Origin of the sequence: Paracoccus hibiscisoli (assembly GCF_005048265.1) — a bacterium.
Taxonomy (GTDB): domain Bacteria; phylum Pseudomonadota; class Alphaproteobacteria; order Rhodobacterales; family Rhodobacteraceae; genus Paracoccus; species Paracoccus hibiscisoli.
The window spans coordinates 20985-45473 of record NZ_SUNH01000008.1 but is presented as its reverse complement, the minus strand read 5'-3'; the positions used below and the strand labels follow the sequence as shown (position 1 = coordinate 45473).

Sequence of the window (24489 nt, the reverse complement as noted above, 5' to 3'; positions counted from 1 at the left end):
ATTGAGCTCATTCCACGCGCTCGATTTCGGCGGTGCCGAGTGCGTTGAAGCGGTTCATGAGCGCGACGCGGATGTGGATCTTTGCCGTTTGCCTGTCCGGGTCTCGCTAGGCGATGCGCTCATCGAAGGATTTGAGGCAGCGCATCCTTGCCTCGATCCGACTTCGGACGTGATAGCCGGACCAGTGCTTCCAGTTCGCCCGGCCGAAACGTTTGGTCGCCCGGAGGATGTCGTTGCGAGCGCGAGCGGCAGGGCAGTCCTCCTTCCAGAGGCGACCATTCCTGCGGATCGCGATGATGGCCGTGCGGCCACGGTCCACGATTGCGGTGTGGCATCGCCGGGTGCCGAAGGCACCGTCGCTGGTCACGGTGCCGATCTGTTCATCCGGCGGGATCTGATCCGGCAGGTCAGGTAGCACAGGGCTGTCTCCTTCGCGGCTTGAGGTGAATTCCACCGCCCGGATGTCGCCGGTGGCCGTGTCCATGACCAGATGGACCTTGCGGTATTCGCGCCTGCGGCGGGTGCCATGCTTGCGGGCCAGCCATTCTCCATCGCCCAGGAACTTGATCCCGGGGCTGTCCACCAGCAGGTTCAGAGGACCTGGTGCGCGCCGGCTGGATATCTGGACAGCGAGGGTCTTGTCTGCGGCTCAGGGTGGAGAAGTCCGGCACCGGCCAGTCGAGCCCTGCCAACGCCAGGATGCTGGCCACGATTCCGTCTCGCCATGGTCACTCGGACCGTCGCCCATCGGGCTTGAACCGATGGCGCCGCGATGGGCAACCGTTCTCATGGCTCGATCTGCCGAAGCGGCAGCCCGAAGAGCACCTTCACCATCAGGCAGAACTGGATCGCCGCATCCGAGAACACCGGCGGGCGGCCACGACGACCCGCCTTGTTCGCCAGCCACACCATGTCCCTGTCCAACCAGATCAGCAGCGATCCGCGCCGCCTCAAAGCCTCATTGTAGGACTTCCAGTTCGTCGTGCGGTAGCGGACAGCCTCAGGCTTGCTCATGCCGAGACGCTTACCCTACCAGCCCACCCACGTGAATCCCGCGGCAGGCTGGAGTTCTGCAACAACGCCGACATGATATGTCCTTTCCCTCGGGGCATACCGCGGGGGCGGTGGCCGTTGCGGCAGTCATGGCACATGATCTGCCGCAGGCATCCCGGCCGGCATGGGCCATCGCCCTGATGGGCTCGGGCATCCAGGTGCCACGAGGCAAGCATATCCCATCGACATTGCGGCGGGGGCCGTGCTGGGTCTGGCGGCGGCAAGCATGGTTCTGGTTCTATGGCCCCGACAAGATCCGAGCGGCGTATCGAAACCAGACCAAGCAGCTCGGGCCCGCCCAGCCTCAGGTGCGGCGCGAGGCGGCAGGCTTCGTCGCGAGGTCGTCTAGACACCCGATCCTGTCATCCCGAAATCCCGCGCCTCGTGATCGGTCCGGGAATGGGTTGGCTTGATGGGACCGGCCGCAAGACGGGTTGTGAGCACGGCTAGATCGGATCCCATCCGAACACATCGGCTGAGACATCGGCGGCGTGATAGCTGCCGCGCAGCGCCGGGATCGCATGCTGCGCGATGCTGTCGAAATCCCAGCCCGGGGTCCGGTGGACCGAGCGGAAGGGGCGTGATTGCGACATCAGGAAGATCTCGTTGTTGCGCACGGCAAAGATCTGACCCGTCGTGTCCCGACCCGCCTCCGAGGCCAGATAGAGGGCCAGGGGGGCGATCTTTTCGGGCGACATCTCCTTCATGCGGTTCACGCGGGCCTCCTGTTCGGGGCTGTCGACCTTGATCGAGGATGTCATCCGGCTCCAGGCAAAGGGGGCGATGCAGTTCGACCGGATGTTCCATCGCGCCAGATCCAGGGCGATGGATTTCGACAGTGCGGTGACGCCCAGTTTGGCGGCCGAGTAGTTTGCCTGCGCCAGATTGCCGACCAGCCCCGAGGTCGAGGTCATGTGGATCAGGCTGCCCGCGTTCTGCTGGCGCATCACGTCGGCGGCGGCGCGGCTGACGTTGAAGGCACCATACAGATGAACCTTCACGACCGCGTCGAAATCCTCCCAGCTCATCTTGTGGAAGAAGCAATCGCGCAGGATGCCGGCATTGTTTACTACCGCGTCCAGCCGTCCGAAGGCATCGGTCGCGGCACGCACCATGGCCTCGGCCCCCTCCGGGCGGGACACGTCGTCGCCATTGGCGACGGCGCGTCCTCCGGCGGCCTCGATCTCCGACACGGTCGCCTCGGCCGCCGCGCTCGAGGTGCGGCGCCCGTCCAGCGTGGCCCCCAGGTCGTTGACGATGACCATCGCGCCGGCCTTGGCGGCCTCGATCGCGATGGCGCGGCCGATGCCGCCGCCCGCGCCGGTGACCAGCATGGCCTTGCCGTCAAGAGGTCTGTTGTCAGGCATGGTGCATCCTTTCAGGTGGGTTTGTCGGCGGGCCTGCCGAACATGCTGCGTTCGATCTGCCCTGCGGCTTGGGCCAGCGCCTTGCCCACGCATTCCAGCGCCGGTTCGTCATGCTGCCCCGAGATGGTGATGCTGCTGAGGCCAAGCCGCGGGGTCCCCTCGGCATCACGCGCCAGCGACGCGACGATCTCGAGGCCGCGGAACAACTGCCCCCGGTCCCGGGCGATGCTGGTCCGGCGGGCCTGCTGCACATCGCGCCAATAGGCGTCGAAGCCGGGCGCGGTCTGCCAGCGCACGCTGTCATAGCCGACCTGCGTCCGGTCCCGGTCCAGCCCGAGAGATGAGGCATAGCAGCGCCCGATCGCACCGGCAAAGACCGGCAGCCGGCTGTTCCGGGCGATCGCCGCCTGCACGATATGGGGCGCGGTGAAGCGGTCGATCAAGACGATCCGCCCGGTCGTGGTGATCTGCCACAGCGCGATCATCACCTGGTGGTCCTGGGCGATGGCGTTCAGCAGCGGTCGGATCAGATCGGCGGGGTTGGCGCCCAGCAGCGGGGCGGCGACCTCCAGCAGGCCCATGCCGATGCGATAGGTCTTGGTGGCGGGATCGAAGCTCAGCACCCTTTCATGGGTCAGCGTGCGCAGGATGTTGAAGGCCGACGACACGTTCAGGCCGGTCTCGCGAGCGATCTGCGTGGCCCCCATCGGACCGCCGGCCAAGGCCAGCAGCCGCAGGATCAGCATCGCGTTCTGGACCGCCGGCACCGGTTTGAACCCCTGATCGTCCGCCATATTATTTCCCTTGCAGAATATCATTCATTATACAGAATAGGAGTTGAGGCGCAAGGAGGAGAATGTCATGGCATCCGGTGTAGATGACGACGTGTTTCAGCAGCTTATGGACGCGGTCGCCCGATTCGCGCGCGAACGCCTGATCCCTGCCGAGCGACGGGTAGAGGAGGAGAACGAGGTCCCCGCCGAGATCATCGCCGAAATGCGCGAGATGGGCCTGTTCGGTCTGTCCACCCCCCAGGAATTCGGCGGCATCGGCGTCAGCGCCGCCCAGGAGGCGCAGCTGATCGAGGCTCTGTGCTATGCCTCGCTGTCCTTCCGGTCGCTGATCGGGACGAATGTCGGCATCGGCTCGCAGGGGATCGTGATGGATGGCACGCCCGATCAGCGGACCCGGTGGCTGCCCGGAATCGCCAGCGGAGAGATCATCGCGTCATTCGCGCTGACCGAGCCGGATCACGGATCTGATGCGGGCGGCATCCGCTGCGCGGCCCGGCGCGAGGGCGGGGATTTCGTCATCACCGGGACCAAGCGCTACATCACCAATGCCGTGCGGGCCGGGGTGTTCACCGTCTTCGCGCGCACCGATCCGGATCGCGAGGGCGCCGACGGCGTCACGGCCTTCATCGTGCCGGCCGACACGCCCGGCATCACCGTCTCGGCCCCCGACCGCAAGATGGGGCAGCGCGGCACCAAGACCTCGGACGTGATGTTCGACGACGTGCGCGTGCCGGAAAACGCGATCATCGGTGGGCCGGATCGGCTGCATCAGGGGTTCCGCACCGCCATGAAGGCCCTGGACCGGGGGCGCATCCATGTGGGCGCGATGGCGGTGGGGCAGGGCCAGCGGATGCTGGACATCGCGACGGACTACGCGCAAGAGCGGCGCCAGTTCGGCAAGCCCATCGGGCAGCATCAGCTGGTGCAGGGGCTTCTGGCGGATTGCCAGGCCGATCTGCATGCGGCACGCGCCCTGTGCCGGGCCACGGCCGACACCTATGACCGCGAGGGGCAGGCCATCCTGCAGGCCTCCTGCACCAAGTATTTCTGCACCGAGGCCGCCGGCCGCATCGCGGACCGGGCGCTGCAGATCCATGGCGGGGCGGGCTACATGGCCGATTACGACATCGAGCGGCTTTATCGCGATATCCGTCTGCTGCGCATCTACGAAGGCACCAGCCAGATCCAGCAGCTGATCATTGCCCGCCGCACCTTGGCCGCCAGGGCGGCCTGAGGATGCGCAGTCCCGACCAGATGCCGCCGCAATCGGCCTTCGCAGAACTTCTGGGCATCCGGATCGACATCGCGACCCCCGCCGAGGTGGTCTGCCGGATGGAGGTGACCGCCCGGATGGCCAACCGCAACGGCGTGCTGCATGGCGGCGCGCTGATGACGCTGGCTGACAATGCCGCCGGCAGCGCCGCCTTCATCAACAGCCCGCCCGAGATGACGAACACCACCATCGAGGCCAAGACAAATTTCACGCGCGCCGTCAGGCTGGGCGACATCGTGACCGCCCGCTGCGTGCCGCTGCATGTCGGCGGCACGACGATGGTGCTGCAGACCACGCTGACGCGCGGCGACGGCAAGGTCGTGGGCGTGACCACCCAGACCCATCTGCTGATGCGCTGGAAAGAGACGCGAGAGGAGACCACATGACCACCCCGAACGGCCCGCAGGCCACATTCGAATCCCATCTGGCCCAGGGCCGTTTCATGATCCAGCGATCCGCCATGACGGGCGAGCATGTGTTCTATCCGCGCGTGCTGGCACCCTCGGGGGCGACCGATCTGGACTGGGTCGAGGCCAAGGGCACCGGCACCCTCTACGCGATCACGGTGAACCGGGGGGGGGACGGTTCGCACAATGTCGCCCTGGTCGACCTGGACGAAGGGGTGCGGATGATGTCCACCCTGCCGGCGGTCGAGACCGCCCCGATCGGCGCGCGGGTCAAGGCACGGATCGAGGATGCCCCTGACGGCCCCCGTGTCGTCTTCGACCTTCTGGAGGACGCATCATGAGCCGCGATTATCGGGGCGCCTCCGCCATCGTCGGCCTGGGGCTGGCGGGAATGGGGGCCGCACCTGGCTTTTCCGCGATGGAATTGCTGGGCCAGGCGGCGGTGGCGGCCGTGGCGGATGCCGGCCTGCGGATGTCCGACATCGACGGTGTCTTTGCCGCGACCAGCAGCCATGCCTTTCCGACCATGAGCGTCACCGAATATCTGGGCCTGCGGCCGCGGTTCTTCGACGGCACCAATGTCGGCGGCTCCAGCTTCGAGCTGCATCTGCTGCAGGCGACGATGGCGCTGGAAGCGGGGCTCTGCGACACCGCGCTGATCTGCTACGGCTCGAACCAGCGGACGGCGGGCGGCAAGCTGGTCTCGATGTCCGAGCCGCAATGGCACGAGACGCCCTATCGCCCCCGCCACCCGATCACCGCCTATGGCCTGGCCGCCAGCCGGCACATGGCGCAATACGGCACGACGCGCGAGGATCTGGCCGATGTGGCGCTGGCCGCGCGGGGCTGGGCGAACCTCAATCCCGACGCCTTCGCGCGCGGTCCTCTGACCCGCGACGAAGTCCTGTCGTCGCGGATGGTCTCGGACCCGCTCAGCAAGGCCGATTGCTGTCTGGTGACGGACGGGGCCGCCGCCATCGTGCTGACCCGTGCCGATCGGGCGCGCGACCTGCATGAGAGGCCCGTCTATTTCATGGGTGCGGGGGCTGCGAATTATCACCGCTCGATAGCGCAGATGCCCGATCTGGCGACGACAGCGGCGGTCGACAGCGGCCCGCGCGCTCTGGCGATGGCGGGCGTCGGGCTGGACGATCTGGATCTGGTGATGCTCTATGATGCCTTCACCATCAATACGATCCTGTTCCTTGAGGATCTGGGCTTCTGTCCCAAGGGCGAGGGCGGGCGTTTCGTCCAGGGCGGTCATATCGCACCTGGCGGCGGACTCGCCGTCAACACCAATGGCGGCGGATTGTCCTGCGTGCATCCCGGAATGTATGGCCTGTTCCTGATCGCCGAGGCGGTGACACAGATCCGCGGCGCGGCGGGCGAACGTCAGGTCGTGGATTGTCACCTGGCGCTCTGCCACGGCAATGGCGGCACCCTGTCCAGCCAATGCACCGCCATCTTGGGCTCCGAGGTGGCGTTGTGACGCTGCCCTCGACCATGGCCGGGCTTATCGCGCCGCGCGCCGTCGCGGTGATCGGGGCATCCGATGATGTGACGCGGATCGGCGGGCGGCCCATCGCCGCGATGCTGCGGGCGGGGTTCAAGGGCCGCATCCTGCCCGTCAATCCCAAGCGCGACATTGTGCAGGGGCTGACCTGCTACCCGGATATCGACGCCCTGCCTGAGGCGCCCGATGCCGCGCTGATCGCGGTCCCGGCAGCGCTGGTGCCCGAGACGATTGAAGCCTTGGGACGCAGGGGCTGCAAGGCGGCGACGCTGTTCTCGGCAGGGTTCGCCGAGACAGGCGATGAGGGCGATCAGGCGCAGCGCGACATGCTGGCCTTGGCGCGGCGTGTCGGTGTCCGGCTGCTGGGGCCGAACACCCTGGGCATCTATAATGTGGGGATCGGCTATTACGGTACGTTTTCCTCGTCTCTGGACACGGGCCTGCCGATCGCGGGCAGCATCGGCATCGCCAGCCAGTCCGGGGCCTTCGGGGCGCATCTGGGTGCGCTGGCGCGGGACCGGGGTCTGGGATGTTCGGTCCTGATCACCACCGGCAACGAGGCCGACATCACCGTGTCCGATGCGATCCGCTGGATGGCCGAGGATGACGGCACCCGCGTGATCTGCGCCTATATGGAGGCCGTGAACGACGCCCCCGCGCTGCTGGACGCGCTGGACGCGGCGCGTGCGGCGGGCAAGCCGGTCCTGGTCCTGAAATCCGGGCGCTCGGAGGTGGGCGCGCGGGCGGCGGCCTCGCATACCGCATCGCTGACCGGGGATGCGGTCGTGGCCGACGCGGTTCTGGGCGAACACGGTGCGATCATGCTGCGCGATCCTCAATCGATGATGGACATCGCCTATGCCGCCTCGGGCGGAGTGCGGCCCTCGCGCCGCTCGCTTGGGGTCATCACTGTCAGCGGCGGCGCGGGCATCGTCATCAGCGACGAGGCCGAGCGGATCGGCCTGCCCATGCCCGCCTTGCCCGATGCGGCGCAGGCCCGGCTGAAACAGGTGCTGCCCTATTGCGCGCCCGCCAACCCCCTGGACTGCACCGCGCAGGCGCTGAACGATCCGTCCCTGCTGGAGACCTTTACCCGCACCGCACTAGAGGATGGCGGCTATGGTGCGATCCTGTGTTTTCTGACCTATGTGGCGGGCAGCCCGGCCATGTCGGACCGGATCCTGCAGGCAATCCTGCCGCTGCGTCGGGCCTATCCCGACCGGCTGATCGCCTTCTGCGCGCTTGGCCCCCCCGAGGTGCTGCGGCGCTATGATCAGGCCGGCATCCTCGTCTTCGACGACCCCTGCCGTGCGACACGGGCGCTCGACGCCGTGCTGCGGATGGCCGAGCCTCCGGCCCCGACGTCGCGGCCCGACCCCGGGCCGGCAATCGCGCTGCCCGCCACGACCCCTGACGAGGCCGCATCCAAGGCGCTGCTTTCCGAATTCGGCATCGCCTCGACCCCCGAGCGGGCGGTCGCCGATGCGGACGGGGCGGTGCGCGCGGCCGAGCACCTGGGCTACCCGGTGGTGCTGAAGATCCTGTCGCCGGACATCCTGCACAAGTCCGATATCAGCGCTGTCCGGCTGAACCTGCACGATCCGGATGCGGTGCGGCAGGCTCATGCCGAGATCCAGCAGGCCGCGGCGACTCATGTTCCCGACGCCAGGATCAACGGCGTGCTGGTGGCCCGGCAGATGCCCCAGGGCGTGGAATGCCTGATGGGCGTGCATCGCGATCCCAACTTCGGTCCGGTGGCCGTCTTCGGCCTCGGCGGCATCTTCGTCGAGCTGCTGAACGACGTGGCCGTGCGCACCTGTCCGTTCGACGCGCAGACCGCGCGCCAGATGATCCTGTCGATCCGGGGGGCCGCGATCCTGCAGGGCGCACGCGGGCAGCCGCCCGTCGATCTGGACGCGCTGTCCCGGATGCTGTCGCGGCTGTCGGTCTTTGCGGCGGCTGCGGGGCCACGGCTGGCCTCGGTCGATCTGAACCCGGTCTTGGCGCTGCCCGACGGGGCATTCGCGCTGGATGCCGTCATCGAGCTGACCCAGGATGGAGAACCCGATGCCGATCGATCCTGACCATCTTCTGACCTATGCCATTCCGCCCGTCACGCAGGATTACGGTCCCGCCGATATCGCGCTTTACGCGCTGTCGATCGGGATGGGGCAGGATCCGATGGACCTGCGCCGCCTGGCCTATCTGGGCGCTGCGGGCGAGGCGCGGGCCATGCCCTCCATCGCCACGGTCCTGGGTCATCCCGGCTTCTGGCTGGCCGACCCTGCCACGGGCGTGGATGCGCTGAAGGTCGTGCATGGTGAACAGGGCATGACGCTGCACCGGCCCCTGCCGCCCCGGGGGCGCATCACCGCACGGACCCGCGTGACCGGGCTGATCGACAAGGGGCCGGGCCGGGGCGCGCTGCTCTACAGCGAAAAGACCATCGCGAACGAAAACGACGCGGTGCTGGCCACATGTCGCGGCACGACCTTCCTGCGGGGCGATGGCGGGTTCGGGGGCGCGTCCGAGCCGGTTCGCGCCCCGCATCAACTGCCCGACCGGGCGCCCGATCACGTCTTCGACACGCCGACCAGACCGGAACAGGCGCTGCTCTATCGCTGGAACGGCGATCCCAATCCGCTGCATCTGGACCCTGCCGTGGCCGCGCGCGCCGGGTTTCCTCGTCCGATCCTGCACGGGCTGTGCAGTTACGGTTGTGCGGCGCATGCGCTTCTGGCGGTCCTGTGCGATTATGACGACAGCCGGTTCGGCGCCATGGATGCACGATTCACCGCGCATGTCTTTCCCGGAGAGACGCTGCGGACCGAGATCTGGGCCGACGGCTCGTTTCGCACCCGCGCGGTCGAACGCGATGTCATCGTCATCGGAAACGGTCTCTTTCAGCATCGCGAGGGCTCATGACCATAACCACCGCCCGGACCGATGAGGGTCTGCTGATCATCACCCTGAATGAGCCGGCGCGCCGCAATCCGGTGGGCCACGCGGCCCGACTGGACCTGCTGGCGCAGCTGGCCATGGCCGAGGCCGACGATTCCGTGCGTGGCGTCGTGCTGACCGGGGCGGGGGGGCATTTCTCGGCCGGGGGGGACATCCGCGATCAGGGCGAACGCAGCATGGCGGCGCATCGCGATCGGTTCGCGACGATCCGCGATCTGGTGCTGCGGATGGTGCGCCTGTCCAAGCCTCTGGTCGCCGCGGTCGAGGGCTGGGCAGCAGGCGGCGGCTTCGCTTTGGCCCTGGCCTGTCCCACGATCATCGCGTCGCGGCAGGCGCGGTTCACCGCCAGCTTCACCAGGATCGGACTCATCCCCGACATGGGGATGCTGGCGACCCTGCCTGCACGGGTGGGCGCGGTGCGCGCCCGGCAGCTGCTTCTGGACAACCGCGTGATCGAGGGCCCCGAGGCGCAGGCCATGGGCATCGCCGATCATCTCTGCGATCCCGGTCAGGCGCTGGAGATCGCCGTCGCGACCGCCCGGCAGCAGGCCGACGCCGCTCCCCTGCCGCGCCAGTTCATCATCGATTGGTTCGCCCGCGATGTCGCCGCCGCCCTAGATTACGAACAGACCATCCAGCCCGGGCTGCTCAACAGCCAGGACGCCGCCGAGGGCCGCGCCGCCTTTCGCGACAAGCGCGCGCCCCGTTTCCGGGGGGTCTGAGAACGCGCCCGCCCCCCGCCCTTCGCGTGACACCCGCAACCGATCGCGCCGCTCTAGGTCGGCGGGGATTGGCCGCATTCGTCATGGCTGCCGCGCTGGCGATGATCGTCGTGGATCATGCGGCGCTGACGCTGACGGCCAGCGTCGCGCTGGTGGCATATCTTGCGCTTGCCTGGCGGCAGTTTAGCCTCGGCACCTGGGTGCCGATCATCATGTCGGTCGGGGTGCTGATCCTGGCCCTGCAGCGCGGCGTTCCGGGGTCCGTCTTTCTGCTGGCGGCCGAGCGGGCATTGTTCCTTGCCGCCCTGATCGCCATGCTGGGCACGCTGCGATCCGCCGCCTCGGTCGCGCCCGAGGTCGCCCGTGCCGGTCTGTTCCTGACCAGTCAGCCGGCCTGGCGGCGCTATGTCGCGCTGGCCTCGGGAGGGCATCTGTTCGGCGTGCTGATCAATTTCGGGGGGCTGGCGCTGCTGCTGGATCTGGCGATGCGGTCGATGCAGAGCCCCGCGACGCACGACCTGCCCCCCGACATCCAGGAGGCACGTCTGCGCCGGATGAGCCTTGCGATCATCCGCGGCTTCGGGCTGATCTCGCTGTGGTCGCCGTTCGGCTTTGCGACCAATGCCATCCTGATCACGCTGCCCGGCATTTCCTATGTCCAGTTCGGCCCAATCGGGTTTGCGATGTCTTTCGTCTTTCTGGCGCTTGGATGGGTCCTGGACCGGGTGCAGGGTCGGCGCTATCGCCGCCTTGGGCTGGCCACGCCCACGCCACCACCCGGTTCATGGATCGGCGCGGTGGTTCTGCTGGGGCATATCCTTGCCCTGGGGGCGGGGGTGGCGGGCGTTCACGAATTCACCACGCTCAGCTTTCAGCAGGCCCTGATCCTGGTCGTGCCGGCCTATTCGATCGGATGGGCGGCCGCGTCGGGACGCCGGTCGGGTCTGGGCGTGCTGCCTGCGCTGCGCGAGGCGGGCGGCGCCACCTGGGGCCGCCTGTCCCTGATCGGACCCGAGATCGGCGTCTTCGCCTCGGCGGGGTTCCTGCCGATCCTGCTGCTGGCGCTGGTGCCGATGGAGCCGCTGCGCATGGCCATCGCGGGTCTGGGGATGGGGGCGGTGCCGCTGGCCCTGTCTTTGGCGGCATCGATCATGCTGCTGGCCTTCGTGGGCATCAATCCCATCGTGGCGGCGTCCGTTCTGGGGGCGATCGCCTTTCAACTGGCCGTGCCGGGCCTGTCGCAAACGGCGATCGCCCTGGCCATCACCGGCGGCTGGACCGCCGTGATCGGATTGTCCCCCTTCATCACCACGATCATCATCAGTGCGTCGATCACGGGCCGATCGGTCTGGCAGATCGGGCCCCTGTGGAACGGGGCCTATTCGGCGGCGGTGCTGCTTATCTGGTGCGCGCTTCTGGCGGGGTTGATGCTGTCGGGTCTGATCTAAGCGCCCATTCCGCGCGGATCGCGGGTCCGTGTTGATCCAGCATCGGCATCCCGGCGCGCAGGACATGGCGTCGGCCGTCGAACCGCGCGGCGGGGGCGGGCAGGGGTACCGTCCGTCCATCGGGCGTGTCGATCCGCGCGGTGGCCAGATGCGGATGCGCGATCAGGCCGTCCATGTCGTTCAAGGCGGCGAAGGCGATGCCCGCCTGCTGCAGCATCTCGGCCATCCGGTCCCTGTGGTGGTCGCGCATGATGTCTGCGATCAGTAGGTCCAGCGCCGCCCGGTTGCGGACGCGGTCGTTGTTCGTCGCAAAGCGGCCATCCAGGGCCAGTTCGGGACGCCCCAGGATGTCGCGGGCAAAGCCTGCCCATTCGCGGTCGTTCTGGATCGAGATCAGCACCTTCTGTCCGTCGCGCAGCGCAAAGACCCCGTAGGGCGAGATCGAGGGATGGGACAGCCCCATCCGCTTGGGGCTTGCCCCGCCGGCGGCGTGCAGGAACGGCACCGCCATCCAGTCCGCGATCACGTCGAACATCGAGATGCGGATGTCACAGCCCGTGCCGTGGCGCCCCCGCGCGATCAGCGCCTCGAGGATGGCGGCATGGGCCGCGGCGCCGGTCGCGATGTCGACGACCGAGATGCCCACGCGGGCCGGTTCGTCCGGCCCTCCGGTGATGCTGCACAGACCGCTTTCGGCCTGGATCAGCAGGTCATAGGCCTTGCGGTCGGCCAAAGGTCCGGTCTCGCCATAGCCGCTGATCGAGCAGGTGATCAGGCGGGGATTGCGCGCCCTGAGGGCCTGGGGGCCGATCTCCTTGCGATCCAGCGCACCGGGTTTGAGGTTCTGCACCACTACATCGGCATCGTCGCAGATGCGCTGCAGCATCTCGCGATCCGCGAGCAGGGTCAGGTCAAGCACCAGCGACTGCTTGCCCCGGTTCAGCCAGACGAAATAGCTGCTTTCGCCGGCAGCGGCGCGGTCATAGCCGCGCGCGAAGTCGCCCTCGGGGCGCTCGACCTTGATGACGCGGGCGCCGGCATCGGCCAGGCGCGCGGTGCAGTAGGGTGCGGCCACGGCCTGTTCTATCGATACGACCAACAGGCCGGACAACGGGCGGTCGTCCATCTTGTCTCCCTTGTACAAAGGCCCCGGACGGGAACCCGTTGACGGAAAACATAGATCGGGGACCGGTCATGCTGCCAAGACCTATTTCCAATTTCAGACATGCCAGCAGGGCATGACGCCTACAGGGTCGTCCCGGGCCAATTGCCCGAGGTGACCAGCTGATGCACCTCATCCGTCAGGAAATCGGCCATTGCCGTGATCAGCCGAGAGCCAGGTCGGTTCAGCGCGGTCATCAGCACCAGCTTGCGATCGATCGTGCGCCGGACGATGGGACGGGCGATCAGGCGCCCCGCGCGCACATGGTCGATGACGCTGACCAGAGGCAGGATCGTGTAGCCAAGACCCCGCTCCACGAAGGCCAGCATGGTCGGAAGGATGTCGATCTCGAGCACGACGTTCAGGTTGATCATGCGGTCCTGCGCGATGCTCTCGATCCGGCCGCGCAGGCCGTGTTCGGGATTGGGCAGGATCAGCGGCAGCGACAGCGCATCGCTGGCGTCGATCGGCACGCCGTCGCGCCCGCCCGACGCGGCGGCGGGCTGGATCAGGAAAAGCTGTTCGATGATGATGGGCCGCGATGACAGATGGGCCGAGGTCTGACCCTGATAGGCCACGCCCAGATCGACCTTGCCCCGGATCAGCCAGTCCTGCACATGGCCGCTGAACCCCGAGACGATCCGCAGCTTGACCTGGGGATGGGTCTGCATCGTCCGTTCGATCATGTGCGTGGCAAGGATCTCGGCGACGGTGGGCGGCAGGCCGAGCGTCACGGTCCCCGCAAGCGCGCGCCTGTGCCCGGTGATGTCGGATTGCAGCCCCTCGACATCCTCGATGATGCTGCGGGCACGGCGGGCAAGGCGCAGCCCTTCCTCGGTGGGGACGACACCGCGACCGTGCCGACGCAGAAGCGGCAGTTCCAGATCGTCCTCGAGCGCCTTGACCTGCCGGCTCAGCGCAGGCTGCGCGATGTTCAGGTCATCGGCCGCGGCAGTGATGCTGCCCAGTTCGACGATCCGGATGAAGTTCCGAAGCTGGCGCAGGTCCATTCATGCCCCCAAGGTATCGCTGATATAGCTAGAATGCATTTGCAACATGGCTAGCACTCTTCCACGCTGACCGGCAAGGACAGGCGCCCGCGCCGGAACACCCGATTTGAGGAGATCGGCCGGCAGGGGCGCAGCAGCACCGCCAGGGAGGACACCATGGCCACACGAACCTATCTGGGCGCCGCATTCGCGGCGGCCGCCACCTTAGGGACCTTGCCTGCCGCCGCGCAGGAACTGCCCGGCACGATGATCTGGACCGCCTATGATGTCGGCTCAGCAGGCTATGCCGAGGCCTCGGCCATCGCGGATGCGTTCGGGCGTCAGTTCGGCACGCGGGTGCGCATCCAACCCTCGGGCAGCGGCATCGGACGGCTGCAGCCCCTGCTGCAGGGCCGCGCGGATTATGCGTTCCTGGCGACCGAGGCGTTCTTCATGGGCGAGGGGGCCTATGACTTTGCCGTGCAGGAATGGGGGCCGCATCAACTGCGCGCCGTCGCGGGGCGGCCGGCGGGCATCACGCTGATCGCGGCGGGCGATGCGGGGATCGACACGGTCGCCGATGCTGCCGGCAAGCGCATCGCCTTCGTGGCCGGCAACCCCTCGGTCAACGTGAAATGCGAGGCGATCCTGGCCTTCGGCGGCCTGACGCTGGAGGATGTGCAGGTCATCACATTCCCGACCTATGCGGCGGCCATGGCATCGATGACGCGCAATGAATCGGATGCAACCTGCACCACGCCCACGACCAGCCAGCTGTATGAGTTGGCCGAAAGCCCGCGCGGCATCTATTACGTCCCGCTGGAGGCCGACAACCAGGCGGGCTGGGATCAGCTGCTGGAGGTGCTGCCGATCATGGGGCCTTCGGACGAGGATATCGCCGCGGGCCTGCCCGAGGGCGAGATCGCCAAGATGGCCGCCTATCGCTATCCGGTCATCACCACCACGCCTGACAAGACCGATGACGAGGTCTATGCCTTCATCAAGGCCTTGGACGAGACCTATGACCTCTACAAGGACGGCACCGCCACGATGGCACGCTGGTCGCTGGATGTCTCGGGCAAGCCCGCCATCGACGTGCCCTTCCATGACGGCGCGATCCGCTATCTGACCGAAAAGGGCATCTGGACCGAGGAGGACGGCGCCTGGAATGACCGCGCCATCGCCCGCATGGATGCGCTTGTCGCCGCATGGGCCGAGTTCCAGCCCGCCCATTCCGATCTGCCCGAGGCGGAATATGCCGAGGCCTGGATGGCACGCCGTGCCGAGGTCGTGGCCGGCCTGAACTGAAGCCCCCAGCCCCTCCGGCGCATCCCGCGCCGGAGGGGCGTTCTTGTCAGATCAGGACGGATCATGGTTTCCACGCCCAAGACAGACCTCGGCCCTAACGCTGCCGGCGCGGCGCCGCCCCGGCTGGCCCCTCCGGTCATACCCGCCTCGAAGCTGTCGATCCTGCAATGGCTGGCGATGGGATTGGGAATGGTGGGTGTGGTCCTGGCGATCAACCAGCAGTTCCTGCTGGGGCTGTTCGGCTTTCAGCCTTTGGGGAATGCCTATCTGTATTATCTCATCGGGATCTTCCTGGCGGTGTCCTTCCTGACCCTGCCCGTCGCGCCGAACCTCGAGAATCGGTTCGCGGTCCTGAACCTGGCGCTGGCGGCGATGGCCCTGATCAGCGCGGGGTGGCTGGGCTGGCACGGGCTGGACATCATCCAGCGGGGCTGGGAATTCGAGGCCCCGCCAATGGCCCATGCGATGGCGCTGATCATGATCGTCGTCGTGCTGGAGGGCGTGCGGCGCGCCGGCGGCACGATCCTTCTGGGCACCGCGCTGCTGTTCGGGACCTTTCCCCTCTACGCGGATTCGATGCCCGGTTTCCTGTGGGGCACGCAATATTCGTTCCTGGGCACGGTGCGCGCCCATGTGCTGGGGGTCGAATCCATCATCGGGATCCCGATGCAGGTGGTGGCCGAACTGGTCATCGGCTTCGTCATCTTCGGCGCGGTTCTGGTGGCCACCAAGGGCAGCGAGTTCTTCATGCAATTGGCGACCGCCCTGCTGGGGCGCAGCCGGGGCGGTCCCGCCAAGGTCGCGGTCATGGGGTCGGGCATCCTGGGGTCGCTGTCGGGCAGCGTGATTTCCAACATCCTGACCTCGGGGCCGTTCTCGATCCCGACGATGCGGCGGGTGGGCTATCCGGCCAGCTATGCCGCGGCGATCGAGGCTTGCGCCTCGACCGGGGCCACGCTGATGCCCCCCGTGATGGGCACGGTGGCCTTCGTCATGGCCTCGTTCCTGGGGGTGCAATATTCGACCATCATCATCGCGGCTATCATTCCGGCGCTGCTGTTCTATGCCGCCCTGCTGTTTCAGGTCGACATGTATGCGGCGCGACAGGGGCTGAAGGGCCTGCCGAGGGCCGACATTCCGCCGATCTGGCCGGTGCTGAAATCGGGCTGGCCCTACCTGCTTAGCCTGGCGGTGCTGATCTATGTGCTGATGGGGCTGCGGATGGAATCGCGCTCGCCCTATTACGCGTCGGTGGTCATGCTGGTGGCGACGGCGTTCCGGGCCGAGACCCGGCTGACGCTGGCCCGCGCGCGGCAGCTGGTGCTGGACGTGGCCACGAATGTCGGCAGCCTGGTCGCCATTCTGGCGGGCATCGGACTGGTCGTGGGCGGGCTGTCCTATACCGGCGTGGCGGGCGCCTTCTCGCGCGAATTGTTGCTGTATGCCGGGGGCAGCATCCCGCTGATGCTGCTGGCGGGGGCGGTGACCAGCTTTGTTCTGGGCATGGGGATGACGGTCACGGCCTGCTACATCTTCCTGTCGATCCTGCTGGCGCCGGCGCTGATCCAGGCGGGGCTGAACCCGCTGGCCAGCCATCTGTTCATCCTCTACTGGGGCATGCTGTCCTATATCACGCCCCCCGTTGCGCTGGCCGCGATCACCGCGGCGAACCTTGCCGGCGCCAATGCGATGGAGACGGGATTCCGGTCCATGCGCCTTGGTCTGCCGCTGTTCGTGCTGCCGTTCATCTTCGTCTATGACCCTGCCCTGATCATGGAGGGCAGCGCGGTGCAGATCATCGAGCGGGTCGGCCTGACGCTGATCGCCATCTGGGCGATCACCGCCGCCTTCGAGGCCTGGGTCTATGGCGTGGGCCGCATCGGCATCCTCAGCCGCGTGGCCTTTGCCGCCGGCGGGATCGGCATCATCGTGCCCGAATGGCGCACCAGCCTGATCGGCGCTGCGGTTCTGCTGGTGGTCATCGCGCTCAATCTGGCCCTGAACCGCCGCAAGGCGACCGCCGAAGGAGGTCTTCATGGATAAACGCCTGCCCGACCTTGCCGCAGCCGTGGCACCCATCACCGACGGCGCGTCGGTCATGATCGGGGGGTTCGGCTCATCTGGTATTCCCTTCGGCCTGATCGCCGCGTTGCTGGATCACGGTGCGCGCGAGCTGACGATCATCTCGAACAATGCGGGTGCGGGGGAAACCGGCATCGCCACCCTGCTGCGCGAGGGGCGGGTGGCTAAGGTCATCTGTTCGTATCCCCGTTCGCCCGGCTCGATCTGGTTCGAGCGGCGCTATGAGGCGGGCGAGATCGCGCTGGAGGTGGTGCCCCAAGGCACGCTGGCCGAACGCATCCGCGCGGCGGGCGCGGGTCTGGGCGGGTTTCTGACTCCCACAGGTTATGGCACCCTGCTGGCCGAAGGCAAGGAGACGCGCATGATCGACGGGCGCGGCTATGTCCTCGAGGCACCCCTGCCTGCCGATTTCGCGCTGCTGCGCGCCGAGCGGGCCGACCCTTGGGGGAACCTGTCCTATCACGCGACGGCGCGGAATTTCAATCCGGTCATGGCGATGGCCGCGCGTCATGCCGTGGCCGAGGTGCGGGCCGTGCAAGACACCCCCCTTGATCCCGAAACCGTGGTGACGCCGGGCATCTTCGTCCAGGCCGTCACCCAATACGAGGTGCGCCCATGACCGGCTGGAGCGATTCCGAACTAGCCGCCCGCGTGGCGCTGGACATTCCCGACGGCTCTTACGTCAATCTGGGCATTGGCAAGCCGACCCATGTCAGTGCCCATGTCCCCGAGGGCCGCGAGGTGATCTATCACAGCGAGAACGGCATTCTGGGCGTCGGCCCTACCCCGCCCGAGGGGCAGGAGGACCCCGAGCTGATCGATGCCAGCAAGCGGTTCGTCACCCCCGCGCCGGGTGCGTCCTATTTCGAACATGCCGACAGTTTCGCGATGATGCGCGGCGGGCATATCGATATCGCGGTGCTGGGTGCCTATCAGGTGGCCTGCAATGGCGATCTGGCGAACTGGGCGACGCTGGACGAAAAGTTCCCGCCCGCCGTGGGGGGCGCGATGGATCTGGTCGCGGGGGTGCCGACGATCCTCGTGATGATGCGCCATACCGACCGCGACGGATCACCCAAGCTGCTGGAACGCTGCACCTATCCGCTGACGGGACTGGGTGTCGTGACCCGCGTCTATACCGATCTGGCGGTTCTGGACATCACGCCCCAGGGCTTTCGGCTGCGCGACCTGGCCCCGGGCATCGACCTCGACCACCTCCGCTCGGTGACCGGCGCATCCATCACGACCTGAAAGGGACCATGCCATGCGCACCAGCGCCCCCGACACCCATGACGATCTGCGCGCGGCCCTGCGGGGCCTGTGTGCCGAATTCCCGGCCGAATATCACCGCAAGCATGGCGCCGCCGAAACCTACCCCGAAGACTTCATCGACGCGCTGACCCGCGCCGGCTGGCTGGCCGCGATGATCCCCGAGGAATATGGCGGCTCGGGGCTGGGGCTGGCCGAAGCCTCGGTCGTGATGGAGGAGATCAACCGCGCGGGCGGCAATGCCGGTCATTGCCACGGCCAGATGTACAACATGAGCACGCTTCTGCGCCACGGATCGGACGATCAGAAGGCCCGGTTTTTGCCACGCATCGCCAGCGGCGAATTGCGGCTGCAATCGATGGCCGTGACCGAACCCACGACCGGTACGGACACGACCAAGCTGCGGACGACGGCGACCCGAAAGGGCGACCGATACGTCATCAACGGCCAGAAGGTCTGGATCAGCCGGGTGCAGCATTCCGACCTGATGATCCTTCTGGCGCGCACGACCCCCCTGGCCGAGGTGACGCGCAAGGCGGACGGCCTGTCGGTGTTCCTGGTCGAACTGGATCAGGCCATCGGCCGCGGCATGCAGGTCAAGCCCATCGCGAACATGGTCGGCCACGAGACGAACGAGCTGTTCTTCGACGATCTGGACATCCCCGCCGATGCGCTGATCGGAGAGGAGGGGCGCGGCTTTCGCTATATCCTAGACGGGCTGAACGCGGAGCGGACCCTGATCGCGGCCGAATGCATCGGGGACGGCTACTGGTTTCTGGACAAGGCCGCGGCCTATGCGTCCGAACGCGAGGTCTTTGGCCGGCCCATCGGCCAGAACCAGGGCATCCAGTTTCCGCTGGCGCGCGCCTATGCCCATCTGGAGGCCGCGAACCTGATGCGGTTCGAGGCCTGCCGCCGCTTCGATGCGCAACTGCCCGCGGGCGATCAGGCGAACATGGCCAAGCTGCTGGCCGCCGATGCCTCGTGGGAGGCGGCGAATGCCGCGATGCAGACCTTTGGCGGCTTCGGCTTCGCGCAGGAGTACGACATCGAGCGCAAGTTCCGCGAGACGCGGCTGTATCAGGTGGCGCCGATCTCGACCAACCTGATCCTGTCCTATCTGGCCGAGCATGTGCTGGGCCTGCCGCGCAGCTTCTGACCATGGATCATGGTCTCAGCTTTCCGCTGTTCGTTCCCGCCGACCGGCCCGACCGCTTTGCCAAGGCCTGCGCGGCGGGCACGGACAGCGTGATCATCGATGTCGAGGATGCAGTCGCCCCTGACATGAAGTCCGCCGTGCGCCGCATCCCGCAGACCGCGCTGCCCGACCGCTCGCAGGTGCGGCTGCTGCTGCGGGTGAACGGGGTCGGCACGCCGTGGTATCACGACGACGTGGCCTTTGCCCGCGCCACGGGGTTCGACGGCGTGATGCTGCCCAAGGCCGACAGCCCCGATCAGGTGGCGGCGCTGCGGGCGGCGCTTGGCGACGGGGTGGCCGTGATCGCGCTGATCGAGACAGTCGCAGGCCTTGCCTGGGTGGAGGAGATCGCGCTGGTTGCCGACCGTCTGGCCTTCGGCTCGATCGATTTCTGCGAGGATCTGGCCTGCGCGAACAGCGCGATGACGCTGCTGCCGGTGCGATCGCGCATTGCGCAGGCGGCGCGGCTGGCGGGGCGGCCGGCACCGATCGACGGCGTCACCGTGACTCATGACGATCCCGCACCCGTGACCGAGGACGCGCAGCATGCGGCCCGGATGGGCTTTGGTGGCAAGCTTCTGATCCATCCGCGCCAGATCGCACCGGCGCGGGCCGGGTTTCAGCCCGACCCCGATCAGGTCGCATGGGCCGAACGCATCGTGGCGGCCTCGGGTAGCGTGGCCGCAATCTCCGTCGATGGCGAGATGGTGGACACGCCCGTCATCGCCCGCGCGCGGCGCATTCTTCAGCGCGCCGGGGTGGCGCCATGACCGATGACATCGACATCGACCACCTTGCCGGATGGATCGGCCGGCAGGAGACCGCCCAGGACATGGTGACGCCCGGACTGCTGCGGCGCTTTCGCGCGACCTTCGGCAACCTGCTGTCAGCCGATGACGGCCATGCGCCGCTTGGCCTGCATTGGTGTTTGTCGCCGCCCGCCGTTGCGTCTGACGAACTGGGCCCCGACGGCCACCCCGTGCGCGGGGGCTTTCTGCCGCCGGTGCCTTATCCCAACCGCATGTGGGCCGGCGGCGCGGTCAGCTTTCATGCGCCCCTGTCCGCCGGGGATTGCGTCCAGCGCGACTCTCGCATCTGTGCGGTCACGCCTCGGCAGGGACGCAGCGGGCCGCTGGTCTTCGTATCGGTCGAGCATCGCCACTCGGTCGCCGGACAGCTGTGCATCAGCGAACGCCACGACATCGTCTATCGCCCGGCCGGCCCGCCTCCGCCCGCGCCCGGCCCATGCAGCGCGATGCAAGGCGCCTTTGTGGCCGACCCGGTCATGCTGTTTCGCTATTCCGCGATGACGTTCAACGGGCATCGCATCCATTACGACCACCCCTATGTCACCGGCACCGAAGGTTATGCGGGGCTGGTCGTGCATGGCCCGCTTCAGGCGACGCTGCTGATGCACACGGCGGCCAAGGCCTTGGCAAGTCGGGCAATCCACGTCGAATATCGCGGTCTGGCGCCCCTGATTGCAGGTCAGGCCGCGCGCATCCGTCAACAGGACGACCGCCTGTGGCTGGAAAAATCCGACGGACAGACCAGTTTCGAGGCCCGCGCCAGCCGGCTCACATCCCCTCAGGATCATCCATGACCCAGACCCCGCCAAGCAACGTCCCCGACAGCCGGGGACAGAACGCCTATCGCGCCGACCCGGCCCTGGCCGCGCTGATGCAGATCTATCTGCCCGGCGATCAGCGGTCGGCCCTGCTGCCGCAACTGGACCGGATGGGCGATCTGGTCGGCGACCGGCTGGAGGAACTGGCCCTGGCCGCCGACCGCAACCCCCCGGTGCTGCAGATCCGCGACCGCACAGGCGCGCCCCGCCAGCGGATCGACAAGCACCCGGCCTATCGCAAGATGGAGGACATCGCCTTTTCACAGTTCGGGCTGGCCGCCATGTCGCATCGTGCCGGCGTGTTCGGGCTGGCCGGCGCTGCACATCCGGTTGCGAAATACGCGCTGGTCTATCTGTTCGTCCAGGCCGAATTCGGCCTGTGCTGCCCGCTCAGCATGACGGATTCGCTGACCCGCACCTTGCGCCGGTTCGGCAGCACGGACCTGCAGGACCGCTATCTGGCGGGACTGACCTCGCAGGATATGGACGCGCTGCTGCAGGGGGCCATGTTCATGACGGAACAGGCGGCCGGGTCGGACGTGGGCGCCATCACGACCCAAGCGCGGTTGCAGGACGGCCAGTGGCGGCTGCATGGCGACAAGTGGTTCTGCTCCAACCCCGACGCGGCGCTGGCGATGGTGCTGGCCCGGCCCGACGGCGAAGGTCAGGGCACGCGGGGGCTGTCGCTGTTTCTGGTGCCGCGCGATCTGCCCGCCGGCACGCCGAACGCCATCCGGATCCTGCGGCTGAAGGACAAGATGGGCACGCGTTCGATGGCCTCGGGCGAGGTGGCACTGGACGGCGCATTCGCCTGGCTGGTGGGCGATCCGGGGCAGGGGTTCCGACAGATGACCGACATGATCAACATGTCGCGGCTGGCCAATGGTGTGCGCAGCGCGGGCCTGATGCGCCGCGCCACGTCCGAGGCGCTGTTCATCGCGCGCCATCGCCGCGCCTTTGGGCAGGCGCTGATCGAGATGCCGCTGATGCGTCGGCAGCTCGCAAAGATGCTTGTGACATCCGAACAGGGCCGCAGCATGGTTTTTCACACCGCGCGCGTCCTTGCGGCTGCCGACCAAGGCGACGCGGCGATGGCCCCGGTGCTGCGCATTCTGACGCCGCTGATCAAGTTCCGCACCTGCCGCGACGCGCGAAAGGTCGCGGGCGATGCGATGGAAGTCAGGGGTGGCTGCGGCTATATCGAGGAATTCTCGGATGCCCGCGTGCTGCGCGACAGCCATCTGGGCTCGATCTGGGAGGGGACCAGCAATATCGTCGCCCTCGACGTGATGCGCGCGGCCCGGCGCGATGGCGGGTTTCAGGCGCTGGACGGATATCTGCGCGGCCTGTCGGGGCAGTCACCGGAAATCACCGCAGCCCTTAACCAAGCGATGGCGCTGGTGTCCGCGGTGTCGGATGAGGCCGGCCCCGAAGTGCGGCGGGCGGCTTCCGCCCTCTATCATGTGACATCGGCGGCGTTTCTGGCGTGGGAGGCGGATCGGCTGCGGGCCTTCGACCCCGTGCAGGCGCAGGATCGCGCGCGGTTGTCGCGCATGGTCCTTGCGCACCGCCTGACCGCCCGCGATCCGCTGGCCCCACCCGAGGCAGAGCCCAACTGGCTGCCGGGCCTTCTGGCCCGCGCCGGCATCGACCCGGATGCGCCGGCGCATGAGGCATCCGCATGAGCGGGGGGGGCATCGCCGACCGTCTGGCCGCCTTTGCAACCGGCCCGGTCGCGGCGGACGACCGGATGCGCCGCTTCGTCGGGATGTCGCTGCTTGACTGGTCCAGCGTCGGCATCGCCGGTCGGAACGAACCCGTCGCGCAGGCCGCAGCAACGCTTGCCCGGGCCGAAGGCGGCGCGGCCCTGCTGCTGGCAGGCGGCAACGCCACGCCGCGCGCCGCCGCGCTGGCCAATGGCGCGGCAGGACACGCGCTGGATTATGACGATACCCATTTCGGCCATATCGGCCATCCAAGCGTCGCAGTCATCCCGGCGGCCCTAGCCTTGGGAGAGAATATCCGGGGGTGCGACTTTCTCAATGCGCTAACGATCGGGCTGGAAACCGCCTGCCGGGTCGGCGCGTGGCTGGGCCGGGCGCATTATCTGGCGGGATTTCACCAGACAGGAACCTCGGGCGCCTTCGGCGCCACCGCCGCTGCCAGTCGGGTTCTGGGGCTGACCCGCGATCAGGTCGCGCATGCGCTGTGCCTGACGTCCACCCGTGCCGCCGGGCTGAAAAGTCAGTTCGGCAGCATGGGAAAGCCTCTCAATGCGGGCTTCGCGGCCGAGGTCGGGGTGACCTCGGCACTGCTGGCGCAAGCGGGGGTCAGGTCGCTGCCGGACGCGATTGATGGTGTGCAGGGGTTCGGCCCGACCCATGCGGGCGCGGGAAACGATCGGGCCTTCGACAATCTGGGGCATACGTGGGTCTTTCCCGACATCTCGTACAAGTTCCATGCCTGCTGCCACGGGCTGCACGCGATGCTCGAGGCCCTGCAGGATCTGAGGGATGCGGGTGTGACGGCGGGCCGGATCGTCGCGGTCCATGTGCAGACCAACCCAGCCTGGCTTGCGGTCTGCAATCAACCCTCCCCCGTCCACGGATTGCAGGCCAAGTTCAGCTATCGTCTGACCGCCGCGATGTCGCTGGCCGGGTGCGACACGGCAGCGCTTGAGACGTATAGCGACGCCGCCTGCGCCGACCCTATGCTGACAGCACTACGCGATCGGGTGGTGGTTACCGGCGACTCTTCCCTGTCGGAAACCGAGGCGCGGGTCGTTATCGAAACGCGGGACGCTGACCGATACGAGGCGCATCGTAATATTACGGCACCTATCAAGACAGAGGTTTTGAAACAGCGGTTGCAAGCCAAGTCGGCAAGCTTGCTGGGTGACGCCTCGGCTAAAGATCTGGAACGTGCCGTCACTGACCTCGCTGACGCGGCGGACCTTTCATTTTATGTGACGGCGTTGAAGCACCCCCTCACCTTGGCCCTCAACTCCAAACCCAACCAATGCAGAGGCCTATGAAGGTGCTCATGCCGATAAAGTGCGAGATCGACTGCAATGTGCAGGACCGTGTCAAAGCGGACGGATCGAGGAGCGGTCTGGCCAATGTAGAAATGTCGATCAACCCACACGACAAGATTGCTGTAAAAGAGAGTAGTCTACCAAGGTCGTCGTCACCGATGACGTGCATCAGGACACCAACCCGCCGGCCGTCACCCAATCCTTGTCAAGTTCATTGAGGACAAGCCGCAGCAGCTGCTCGCCGTCGGATCTTGCTCTGCAGGCTGGCAATGCCAACCGCTC

Annotated in this window: 21 protein-coding genes and 1 pseudogene; 17 read left to right on the top strand and 5 right to left on the bottom strand. The window is 67.3% G+C overall.

Annotated features, from left to right (window positions below):
• Nucleotides 1–7: 7 nt before the first annotated feature.
• From FA740_RS06365 to FA740_RS06355, 3 genes and pseudogenes are all read right to left on the bottom strand, one after another.
• Nucleotides 8–1014, bottom strand: a pseudogene (locus tag FA740_RS06365) (IS5 family transposase).
• A 485-nt stretch (nucleotides 1015–1499) separates the two neighbouring features.
• Nucleotides 1500–2420, bottom strand: coding sequence for an SDR family NAD(P)-dependent oxidoreductase (locus FA740_RS06360; RefSeq protein ID WP_136855945.1), 921 nt, complete (start codon nucleotides 2418–2420; stop codon nucleotides 1500–1502).
• Between the two features lie 11 nt (nucleotides 2421–2431).
• On the bottom strand, nucleotides 2432–3214 hold the full coding sequence (locus FA740_RS06355) for an IclR family transcriptional regulator (RefSeq protein ID WP_169306233.1): 783 nt from the start codon (nucleotides 3212–3214) through the stop codon (nucleotides 2432–2434).
• 67 nt (nucleotides 3215–3281) lie between these two features.
• Here FA740_RS06355 and FA740_RS06350 point away from each other — a divergent pair, with 67 nt between their 5' ends.
• The 8 genes from FA740_RS06350 (at nucleotide 3282) to FA740_RS06315 (ending at nucleotide 11538) form a co-directional block, all read left to right on the top strand.
• Entirely contained in the window at nucleotides 3282–4448 is a 1167-nt protein-coding gene (locus tag FA740_RS06350; protein ID WP_136855943.1) for an acyl-CoA dehydrogenase family protein, read from the top strand.
• Nucleotides 4449–4450: 2 nt separating this feature from the next.
• Nucleotides 4451–4873 carry a PaaI family thioesterase gene (locus FA740_RS06345; RefSeq protein ID WP_136855942.1) on the top strand — a complete coding sequence of 141 codons (423 nt, stop codon included), beginning with the start codon at nucleotides 4451–4453 and terminating at the stop codon, nucleotides 4871–4873.
• The gene (locus FA740_RS06340) at nucleotides 4870–5235 is read left to right on the top strand and encodes a Zn-ribbon domain-containing OB-fold protein (protein WP_136855941.1); all 366 of its coding nucleotides are present in this window, start codon (nucleotides 4870–4872) and stop codon (nucleotides 5233–5235) included. The genes FA740_RS06345 and FA740_RS06340 overlap by 4 nt, the downstream gene beginning before the upstream one ends.
• On the top strand, nucleotides 5232–6383 hold the full coding sequence (locus FA740_RS06335; protein WP_136855940.1) for a thiolase: 1152 nt from the start codon (nucleotides 5232–5234) through the stop codon (nucleotides 6381–6383). Before FA740_RS06340 ends, FA740_RS06335 begins: the two co-directional genes overlap by 4 nt.
• Nucleotides 6380–8491, top strand: coding sequence for an acetate--CoA ligase family protein (locus tag FA740_RS06330; protein WP_136855939.1), 2112 nt, complete (start codon nucleotides 6380–6382; stop codon nucleotides 8489–8491). Before FA740_RS06335 ends, FA740_RS06330 begins: the two co-directional genes overlap by 4 nt.
• On the top strand, nucleotides 8475–9332 hold the full coding sequence (locus FA740_RS06325; RefSeq protein WP_136855938.1) for a MaoC/PaaZ C-terminal domain-containing protein: 858 nt from the start codon (nucleotides 8475–8477) through the stop codon (nucleotides 9330–9332). Before FA740_RS06330 ends, FA740_RS06325 begins: the two co-directional genes overlap by 17 nt.
• Entirely contained in the window at nucleotides 9329–10090 is a 762-nt protein-coding gene (locus FA740_RS06320; protein ID WP_136855937.1) for an enoyl-CoA hydratase/isomerase family protein, read from the top strand. Before FA740_RS06325 ends, FA740_RS06320 begins: the two co-directional genes overlap by 4 nt.
• A gap of 68 nt (nucleotides 10091–10158) precedes the next feature.
• The gene (locus FA740_RS06315; protein ID WP_136855936.1) at nucleotides 10159–11538 is read left to right on the top strand and encodes a hypothetical protein; all 1380 of its coding nucleotides are present in this window, start codon (nucleotides 10159–10161) and stop codon (nucleotides 11536–11538) included.
• On the opposite strand, the gene FA740_RS06310 is transcribed toward FA740_RS06315, so the two are convergent.
• Both FA740_RS06310 and FA740_RS06305 read right to left on the bottom strand, forming a co-directional pair.
• On the bottom strand, nucleotides 11489–12664 hold the full coding sequence (locus FA740_RS06310) for a CaiB/BaiF CoA transferase family protein (protein WP_136855935.1): 1176 nt from the start codon (nucleotides 12662–12664) through the stop codon (nucleotides 11489–11491). The genes FA740_RS06315 and FA740_RS06310 overlap by 50 nt on opposite strands.
• Before the next feature lie 119 nt (nucleotides 12665–12783).
• The gene (locus tag FA740_RS06305) at nucleotides 12784–13710 is read right to left on the bottom strand and encodes a LysR substrate-binding domain-containing protein (protein WP_136855934.1); all 927 of its coding nucleotides are present in this window, start codon (nucleotides 13708–13710) and stop codon (nucleotides 12784–12786) included.
• Nucleotides 13711–13866: 156 nt separating this feature from the next.
• Here FA740_RS06305 and FA740_RS06300 point away from each other — a divergent pair, with 156 nt between their 5' ends.
• The 9 genes from FA740_RS06300 to FA740_RS06260 all read left to right on the top strand — a co-directional run bounded on the left by FA740_RS06300 (nucleotide 13867) and on the right by FA740_RS06260 (nucleotide 24207).
• Nucleotides 13867–14997, top strand: a complete 1131-nt coding sequence (locus FA740_RS06300) for a TAXI family TRAP transporter solute-binding subunit (RefSeq protein WP_136855933.1) — start codon at nucleotides 13867–13869, stop codon at nucleotides 14995–14997.
• Between the two features lie 63 nt (nucleotides 14998–15060).
• Nucleotides 15061–17040, top strand: coding sequence for a TRAP transporter permease (locus FA740_RS06295; RefSeq protein ID WP_211243651.1), 1980 nt, complete (start codon nucleotides 15061–15063; stop codon nucleotides 17038–17040).
• Nucleotides 17033–17698 carry a 3-oxoacid CoA-transferase subunit A gene (locus FA740_RS06290; protein WP_136855932.1) on the top strand — a complete coding sequence of 222 codons (666 nt, stop codon included), beginning with the start codon at nucleotides 17033–17035 and terminating at the stop codon, nucleotides 17696–17698. The genes FA740_RS06295 and FA740_RS06290 overlap by 8 nt, the downstream gene beginning before the upstream one ends.
• Nucleotides 17695–18330: a 3-oxoacid CoA-transferase subunit B gene (locus FA740_RS06285; protein WP_136855931.1), complete on the top strand. Its 636-nt coding sequence runs from the start codon at nucleotides 17695–17697 to the stop codon at nucleotides 18328–18330. The genes FA740_RS06290 and FA740_RS06285 overlap by 4 nt, the downstream gene beginning before the upstream one ends.
• A gap of 13 nt (nucleotides 18331–18343) precedes the next feature.
• Complete coding sequence (locus FA740_RS06280; protein WP_136855930.1) at nucleotides 18344–19507, top strand: acyl-CoA dehydrogenase family protein; 1164 nt, start codon at nucleotides 18344–18346, stop codon at nucleotides 19505–19507.
• A 2-nt stretch (nucleotides 19508–19509) separates the two neighbouring features.
• Nucleotides 19510–20316 carry an HpcH/HpaI aldolase/citrate lyase family protein gene (locus FA740_RS06275; protein ID WP_136855929.1) on the top strand — a complete coding sequence of 269 codons (807 nt, stop codon included), beginning with the start codon at nucleotides 19510–19512 and terminating at the stop codon, nucleotides 20314–20316.
• Entirely contained in the window at nucleotides 20313–21149 is an 837-nt protein-coding gene (locus FA740_RS06270; RefSeq protein ID WP_136855928.1) for an HTD2 family dehydratase, read from the top strand. The genes FA740_RS06275 and FA740_RS06270 overlap by 4 nt, the downstream gene beginning before the upstream one ends.
• Entirely contained in the window at nucleotides 21146–22858 is a 1713-nt protein-coding gene (locus tag FA740_RS06265) for an acyl-CoA dehydrogenase family protein (RefSeq protein ID WP_136855927.1), read from the top strand. Before FA740_RS06270 ends, FA740_RS06265 begins: the two co-directional genes overlap by 4 nt.
• Nucleotides 22855–24207 (top strand): MmgE/PrpD family protein, encoded by a 1353-nt coding sequence (locus FA740_RS06260; protein WP_136855926.1) that lies wholly within the window; start codon nucleotides 22855–22857, stop codon nucleotides 24205–24207. Before FA740_RS06265 ends, FA740_RS06260 begins: the two co-directional genes overlap by 4 nt.
• The last annotated feature ends 282 nt before the right edge of the window (nucleotides 24208–24489 follow it).